Source organism: Falsiroseomonas oryziterrae (assembly GCF_021864505.1).
GTDB classification, from domain to species: Bacteria; Pseudomonadota; Alphaproteobacteria; order Acetobacterales; family Acetobacteraceae; genus Falsiroseomonas; species Falsiroseomonas oryziterrae.
Genome location: NZ_JAKJIB010000222.1, coordinates 1 through 6,812, shown reverse-complemented (window position 1 = coordinate 6,812; position 6,812 = coordinate 1). Strand labels below are relative to the sequence as shown.

The window sequence follows — 6,812 nt, the reverse complement described above, 5'->3', positions numbered from 1 at the left end:
CCGCACAGCGCAGCGACGGCGGCAGCGCCGAGAGCGTGCTGCCGATCTGCCGCGAAGCGGCCGCCGTCCTGCGCGAATTGCGCGAGGGCACGAGCGCCAGCGCCGTCGCCGCCTGCGTCGGCGCCTTCGTGGAGGCGGCGCGCGGCGACCAGGCGCTGCTCGCCGAAGGCTTCGAGGCGGCTCAGCTCGCGCAGGGTGGCGTCACCACGACCCAGATCGCAGCGGCGGCCGCGCGGCTCGGCGAGAGCACGCGCAACCCCGCCGCGGCCGAGGCGATCCGGCGCCGCGAGGAGACCTCGCGCACATTGGCCGGCCTGTTCCGCGCCAGGGACGAGGCGATCACCGCCGCCGGTCGCGGTGCCGGCCCGAGCACCGAGGAGATCGACGCGCGCATCGCCGAAGCCCAGGCCGCGGCGGCGGATGCCGACCAGGCGGTGCAGGCTGCCGCGCCCGGCTTCGCGCAGTTGGTGCAGTCCGTCGCTTCGGCGCAGGAGGTGCTGGGCGCGCTGCAGCCCGGCGAGGCGCTTGCCTCGGTGTTCCTCGCGCCGGACTCAGGCTGGACCTTCGTGCTGCACAACGGCCGGATCGCCGCCGGGCGCGTCGGCGCGTCGAGCGCCGAGGTGGATCGCCTCGTCGCGGCGGTGCGCAGCGGCGTCGAGGCGGGCGATGCCTCGAAGCCCTTCGAGGCCGCCGCCGCCCACCGGCTGCACCAGGCACTCTTCGCCGAGGTCGCCGCCGAACTCGCCGCGGCGCGCCGGCTCGTCGTGGTGCCGACCGGCCAGCTTCTCTCCCTGCCCTTCGGCCTGCTGGTCGAGGCGCCGCCGCCCGCGGCGCGCGGGCATGACGGCGTGCGGTTCCTGCTCGCGCGCCTGCCGGTCAGTCACGTCCCGGCGCCGTCCAGCCTGGTCGCGCTGCGCCGCGCCGGGCCGTCCCAGGCGCCGCGCCCCTGGTTCGGCTTCGGCGATCCGCGCCCGGTGCCGCTGGCGCAGGCGACGCGCACCTTTCCGAACGCGCCGGAATGCGGCCGGCTGCTCGCGGCGCTCCCTGCCCTGCCCATGGCGGGGCTGGAGCTCCGCGCCTCCGCCGAGTTCATGGGCGCCTCGCCGTCGGACCGCATCGCCGGCGCCGCCTTCACCGCCGATGCGGTGCGCCGCGCGCGGCTGCGCGATTTCCGCGTGCTGCACTTCGCCACGCACGGCCTGCTGCCGGGCGAGCTGTCCTGCGTGCAGGAGGCCGCGATCCTCACCTCGGCGCCGGCCGGCGCGCCAAACGCCGCAGGCGCGCTGCTGACCGCGGCCGGCGTGCTGGAGCTCGACCTCGATGCCGATGCGGTCGTGCTCTCCGCCTGCAACTCGGGCGGCGGCGCGGCGGCGGGCGAGAGCCTGTCGGGCCTCGCGCGCGCCTTCTTCTATGCCGGCGCGCGCTCGCTGCTCGTCACGCATTGGTACATCAACGATGCTGCCGCTACGCGCATCGTCGCGCTCGCGCTGCGGAACTACCGCCAGTCGGGCGACCTGGCCGAGGCGCTGCGCGCCGCGCAGCTCGACCTGGCGCGCAACGTGCCGGGCGGCGCTCATCCAGCCTATTGGGGCGCCTTCGCGCTGGTCGGGCCGGGTCCGGGTGGCGCGGCGGCGACAGCTCAGCTCCCCTCCCAGGCCCGCCGCGGGACATAGACCTCGCCGCGCATGATCCGCCGCGCGGTGCGCAGCGTGCCGCCGGCGAGGATCGTGGGCTGGCCGGAGGCATCGCGACCGGTGGTGATCACCGCCTCCATTGTGCCGGTCGGGTGCTCCAGCACCACCGCTTCCCGCGCCGCGTCGGTGACGCGCGCGATCCCCTCCGCCACCGTGCCCGGCAGCTTGCAGGCGGAGGCGATGCAGATCCCGCCCGTCACCGCCATCGCCTCATGCGTGGCGAGCGGCGTGAAGTAGCGCGCCGCGACCGCGCCCTGCTCCGGCTCGCCCACCATCGCGAATTTCGGCACGACGCGCCCCTCGGCGTCGCCCATCCCCATGGCGAGGCTCGCGGCGCGGCGGATGCGCTCGATCCGCGCCATGAAGTCGCGGTCGGCATCCAGCGCCTTCGCGCTCTCGCGTCCCGTCTTGCCCAGGTCCCGCGCACGCGCGATCACCACCGGCATGCAGATGTCGAGGCAGGTGACCTCCACCCCCTCGACCAGGTCGCGCGGGTTGCCGGTCGGCAGCATCCGGCCCGTCGCGCCGCCCACCGCATCGGCGAAGTTCAGCAGGATCGGCGCCGCGGTGCCCGGCACCCCGGCGATCGCCGCATCGCCCTCATAGGTGACGCGACGCCCAGGGGTCTGCACCACCGCCTCGATCAGCGCGCCGGTGTTGACCGCGCGGATCAGCACGCGCGTCTCGCCATCCTCGGCCGGCACCAGCCCGTTCTCGATGGCGAAGGGCCCGACGCCGGCCAGCATGTTGCCGCAGGTCGGCCCCCAATCCACGAAGGCGCGGTCGAGCGCGGGCTGGGCGAAGAGGTAGTCCACCTGCTCCGGCCCGCCCGACGCCTTCGACACGATCGCCACCTTGGTCGTGAGCGTCGTGGCACCGCCGAGCCCGTCGATCTGCCGCAGGTCGGGCGAGCCCACGGCGGCCAGGATGACACGCGCCATCGCCTCGCGCTCGGCGGGCAGGTGCTCGCGCAGGAAATAGGGCCCGCGGCTGGTGCCGCCGCGCATCAGGGTGCAGGGGATGGCCGTCTCGCTCATCGCCCGGATGTGCCACGCATGGGCCGGTTTGGCGACGCCCCGCGAGCATGGCAGAAGGCGCCCATGACCCTGCCCCTGTCTGGCCTGCGCGTGGTGGAGATCGGCCAGGTCTTCGCCGGCCCCTTCGCGGGCATGATCCTCGCCGAGCTCGGCGCCGACGTGATCAAGGTGGAGAAGCCCGAGGGCGGCGACGACGCCCGCCAGATGGGCAAGGCCTATCTCCGCGGCGATGCGCTCAACTTCCACGATTTCAACCGCGGCAAGCGCAGCGTCGCGCTCGACCTGAAGAGCGCGGAGGGCATCGCCGCGCTGCACGCGCTGCTCGAACAGGCCGACATCCTGATCCACAACATGCGCCCCGGCGTGCCGGAGGCGCTCGGCCTCGGCCCGGAGGAAACCACGGCGCGGCATCCGCGGCTGATCTATTGCGCCATGGGCGCCTTCGGCCATCGCGGCCCCCTGAAGGACCGTCCCGGCTACGAGCCGCTGCTGCAGGCCTTCGGCGGCCTGTCCTCCATCACCGGCGAGCCCGGCGGTCCGCCCGTCCGCATGGGGTCGAGCGTGGTGGACCAGGGCACCGGCATGTGGACGGTGATCGGTGCGCTCGCCGCGCTGAGGCAACGCGAGGCGACCGGGCGCGGCTGCGTGGTCAATGCCTCGCTCTTCGAGACGGCGGCGATGTGGGCCGGGCAGAAGGCCGCAGCCTGGCTCAACCAGGGTCAGGTGCCGGTGCGCCACGCCTCCGGCCATCCGGATTTCGTGCCCTATGAATCCTTCGACACGGCGGATGGCCCGCTGCTGATCTGCTGCGGCAACGACCGGCTCTTCGCGAAGCTCGCGGCCGAGGTCGGGCATTCCGAATGGACGGCGGATCCACGCTTCGCCACGAACCGCGCGCGGCTCGCGAACAAGGACGCGCTGCTCGCGCCGCTGCGCGAGGTGCTGCGCGCGAAGCCGCGGGCCGAGTGGCTCGATCGCCTCGTTGCGGCCGGCGTGCCCTGCGCGCCGGTGAACACCATCCCCGAGATGCTGGCCGAGCCCCAGGCCGAGGCGATGGGCGTCGTGGTCTCCCCGCCCGGCGAGGAGACGCGGCTGATCGGCCTGCCGCTGAGCTTCGACGGCGCGCGCCCGCAGCCGCGCGCCGGCGCGCCGCGGCTCGACGAGCATCGTGGCGCGAGGTTCGCGGACTAGACGCGCGCCACAGCCCAGAGCGTGTCGGCGGCGATGATCCCGAGCAGCCGGCCGATCGGGTCGCCCGGCGCGAAGACCGCGAAGCTGCCTTCCGGGAACTCCGCCTGCGCCAGTCCTCGGCCCAGCGCCATGCCGAGCGGGTGGATGTGCCCGACCAGGATGTCGGTCGTGCGCGGGGAGGACGGGCGCCCGGTGCGCGCGCGCAGCCAGGCGATGCGGCGCCGCAGCAGGTCTGCATCCGGCGTGTAGTCGTCGGCCGTCATGTTCATCTCCACCACGCGGCGCGCGCCGAAGGCGAGGTCGGCGGTGTCGAGGGCCCGGAAGACCGGGCTGGTCAGCACCTCGCCAAGCGGGATGCCGAGCGCCTCGACGGCGCGCCCCGTGCGCACCGACTGCGCGCGGCCCGCCTCGCTCAGGTTGCGCTGGCCGGCGCGGTTGGCGAGGTCGCCGGTGTCCACCTGGCTGCGGTCGGTGATCCCGTGCCGCATCACCGCGACGACACCGCCCGCGCGCAGCGCCGCCACGAGGGCCCCGGCCTCCGCCCCCTGGGCCGTGGCGGCGTGAACCGGCCTGGCCGCGAGGACCGGCACGGCCAGCAGGACACGTCGTCGCATGCGAAGCATCGTCGATCTCCGGAATGTTCCGCCAGAGATGGGCGCGCTTGCAGGTTGACGGAAGGTCGCGCAGATCGCCGGATGCAACCGAAGGGATGACGGCCTGGACCCGCCCTTCAACCGCCCGACTTTTGCCTTGGTCGGGCGTTTTGATCCCAGCAAGAAGGCGGTGCGATTCCCGCGCCGCGTGCCGGAGCGAACGATATGCGACGCATCCTTCCCGTCCTTGTCCTGGTTCCCGCCCTCGGCCTCGGCGCCTGCGCGCAGCAGAACCCCTATGACCCCAACCAGCGCGCGCTCGGCGGCGCGGCGCTCGGCGCGGGTGCCGGCGCGCTGATCGGGTCGGTCACCGGTAGCGCCGGCCGGGGTGCGCTGATCGGCGGCGCCCTTGGCGCGGTGGGCGGCGCGCTGACCACGCCGCAGCAGCCGCAATGGGGGCAGCCGCAGCAGTCGCAATGGGGCCAGCCGCAGTGGCAGCAGCCCCAGGCGCAGCAGGGCGGCTACTACGACCAGTGGGGCCGCTGGGTGCCGGCGTCGCAGGCCGGCTATTCGCAGGGCTGGAAGTAACAGGCCCGCTGCGGGGGCGCCTCAGCGCCCCCGCAGCGCCTTGCCCAGCTCCTTCATCCCGTCCACCTGCTGGCGGAGCCAGCCGCCGGTGGCCAGGCTCTCCGGCGCATGCGGGTCGCCGGTGCGCGGATAGCTCGACCGGTCGAAGTCGCCGGTCCGGAAGATCCAGTCCCAGATCGGCAGCAGCACCGCGTAGTTGCGGCCATGCTCGCCGGCCGAAAGCTCGCCGTGATGGATGCGGTGGAAGCGCGGGCTGACGAGGATCCGCTCGCCCACCCGACCGAAATCCAGCCGGACATTGGCATGGCTCAGGCTCTCGGCGAGCTGGCGCACCATCACGATCAGCACGAACTGGACCGGCGGCACGCCGATCAACAGCGCCACCGCGCCGAACCAGACCGCCGCGATCGCATCGTCGAGCAGGTGGTTACGATCATCCGTCCAGAAGGTCATCTGACGCTGCGCGTGATGCACCGAATGCAGCGCGTACCACCAGCCGAACATGTGCTGGAAGCGATGGCGCCAGTACTCGCCGAAGTCGAGGATGACGACATAGAGCAGCAGCGCGAGCAGCGGCATCTCGCGCAGCGCCGGGAACAGCGTCTCGAGCGTCGGCGGCACGAAGCCGGTATCCGCCAGCCATCCTTGCATCGTCCGCTCGGCGGAGGAGAGCAGCACGAAGGCGATCAGCGGCAGCAGGCCGAGGCGCGCGAGCAACGTGTAGAAGACGTCCGTCCAGATCGCCTTGTTGTCGGTCACGTCCTCGACCGGCCGCAGCGCCTCGAGCGGGCGGCACACCGCATAAACCACCATAATCTGCACGATGCCGAGCAGCGCGAAGTCCAGCCATTCCTGCACGCGGTCGGCATAGGTCATCATGCCGAGCGCGTAGAGGGCGGGCTGCACCGCCTCCTCGTAGATCGCGCCGGACGTCCCGACCCAGAGATCCATGAACCACTGCCACATCAGGTGGCGATCCCCCCCTCAGGAAGCGTCTCGAAGCAGAGCCCGCGCGCGATGAGTCCCGCAAGCAGCTCGTCCAGGATGCTGGCGAAGGGCTCCCGCCGGCTGCGCACGCCCCAATGCATCACGAGCACCTCGCCCGGACGGATGTTCGCTAGGTTCCGGCGCAGCAGCGCGCTGTTCGGGTGCTGCGCGGCATCCAGCTCGTCGCCGAGGAAGCCGTTGCGCGTCCAGCCCTGGTGCCTCAGGCCGCAGGCGGCGGCCATGCGGATGGCGTTCGGCGTGGTGATGCCGCCCGGCGCGCGCCAGAGCGGCAGCACGCGGGCCTCCGGCGCCATGCGCCGGAGCGCATCGACCGGCCGGGCGAGCTCGGCGCACATCGCGCCCTGGTCCAGCACCTCGCTGCCCTCGCCGCGGCGGGCCACGAAGGACACGCGGCCGGGCGCCGGATCGCCGCGGAAGTACCAGTGACGCCAGGTGTGGCTCGCGAAGACATGCCCCTCCGCCGCGCGCGCCCGCCAGAACGGGGCCCAGGCCTCGGACAGCGTCGTGTCGCCGCGGAAGGTCGGCTCGTCGGCGACGAACAGCGTCGCACGCACGCCGCGGCGCCGCAGGATGCCGGCGATCTGCTCCGCCTCGCGGCTCCAGCCGGTGTCGATGGTGAGATAGACGGGGCCCGCGCAGAGCCCCGGCGACTGGGCGAGCGCCGGCGCCGCCAGCGCCGACAGCCCCGCCGCGAGAAGCGC

General features: G+C 73.5%; 7 protein-coding genes. 3 read left to right on the top strand and 4 right to left on the bottom strand.

From position 1 onward, the window contains the following. Positions 1–1,673, top strand: a 1,673-nt coding sequence (locus L2I40_RS16155; RefSeq protein ID WP_237216224.1) for a CHAT domain-containing protein, incomplete at its 5' end; no start/stop codon positions are given. Here L2I40_RS16155 and L2I40_RS16150 read toward each other — a convergent pair. Then, a complete protein-coding gene (locus L2I40_RS16150) occupies positions 1,640–2,731 on the bottom strand; it encodes a 4-oxalomesaconate tautomerase (RefSeq protein ID WP_237216223.1) in 1,092 nt (363 codons plus the stop codon). The genes L2I40_RS16155 and L2I40_RS16150 overlap by 34 nt on opposite strands. A 63-nt stretch (positions 2,732–2,794) precedes the next feature. Between L2I40_RS16150 and L2I40_RS16145 the strand changes: the two genes are divergently transcribed. Further along, on the top strand, positions 2,795–3,922 hold the full coding sequence (locus tag L2I40_RS16145; RefSeq protein WP_237216222.1) for a CaiB/BaiF CoA transferase family protein: 1,128 nt from the start codon (positions 2,795–2,797) through the stop codon (positions 3,920–3,922). Here L2I40_RS16145 and L2I40_RS16140 read toward each other — a convergent pair. Further along, a complete protein-coding gene (locus L2I40_RS16140; protein ID WP_237216221.1) occupies positions 3,919–4,536 on the bottom strand; it encodes a histidine phosphatase family protein in 618 nt (205 codons plus the stop codon). The two genes, L2I40_RS16145 and L2I40_RS16140, sit on opposite strands and share 4 nt — an antisense overlap. Positions 4,537–4,740: 204 nt before the next feature. On the opposite strand from L2I40_RS16140, the gene L2I40_RS16135 reads away from it, so the two are divergent. Next, positions 4,741–5,103, top strand: a complete 363-nt coding sequence (locus L2I40_RS16135; protein WP_237216220.1) for a YMGG-like glycine zipper-containing protein — start codon at positions 4,741–4,743, stop codon at positions 5,101–5,103. A 21-nt stretch (positions 5,104–5,124) separates the two neighbouring features. Here the strand turns inward: L2I40_RS16135 and L2I40_RS16130 are convergent, their stop codons facing one another. Together L2I40_RS16130 and L2I40_RS16125 are read right to left on the bottom strand one after the other, a co-directional pair. Continuing rightward, positions 5,125–6,069, bottom strand: a complete 945-nt coding sequence (locus L2I40_RS16130) for a sterol desaturase family protein (RefSeq protein WP_237216219.1) — start codon at positions 6,067–6,069, stop codon at positions 5,125–5,127. Next, the coding region (locus tag L2I40_RS16125; protein WP_308116429.1) for a polysaccharide deacetylase family protein at positions 6,069–6,812 on the bottom strand (744 nt) is incomplete at its 5' end. The genes L2I40_RS16130 and L2I40_RS16125, both read right to left, overlap by 1 nt.

Bases quoted from the DNA above. Each gene is read 5' to 3' on its own strand.
- L2I40_RS16135 (WP_237216220.1), top strand. From the start codon at position 4,741: ATGCGACGCATCCTTCCCGTCCTTGTCCTGGTTCCCGCCCTCGGCCTC.
- L2I40_RS16150 (WP_237216223.1), bottom strand. From the start codon at position 2,731: ATGAGCGAGACGGCCATCCCCTGCACCCTGATGCGCGGCGGCACCAGC.
- L2I40_RS16145 (WP_237216222.1), top strand. From the start codon at position 2,795: ATGACCCTGCCCCTGTCTGGCCTGCGCGTGGTGGAGATCGGCCAGGTC.
- L2I40_RS16130 (WP_237216219.1), bottom strand. From the start codon at position 6,069: ATGTGGCAGTGGTTCATGGATCTCTGGGTCGGGACGTCCGGCGCGATC.
- L2I40_RS16140 (WP_237216221.1), bottom strand. From the start codon at position 4,536: ATGCGACGACGTGTCCTGCTGGCCGTGCCGGTCCTCGCGGCCAGGCCG.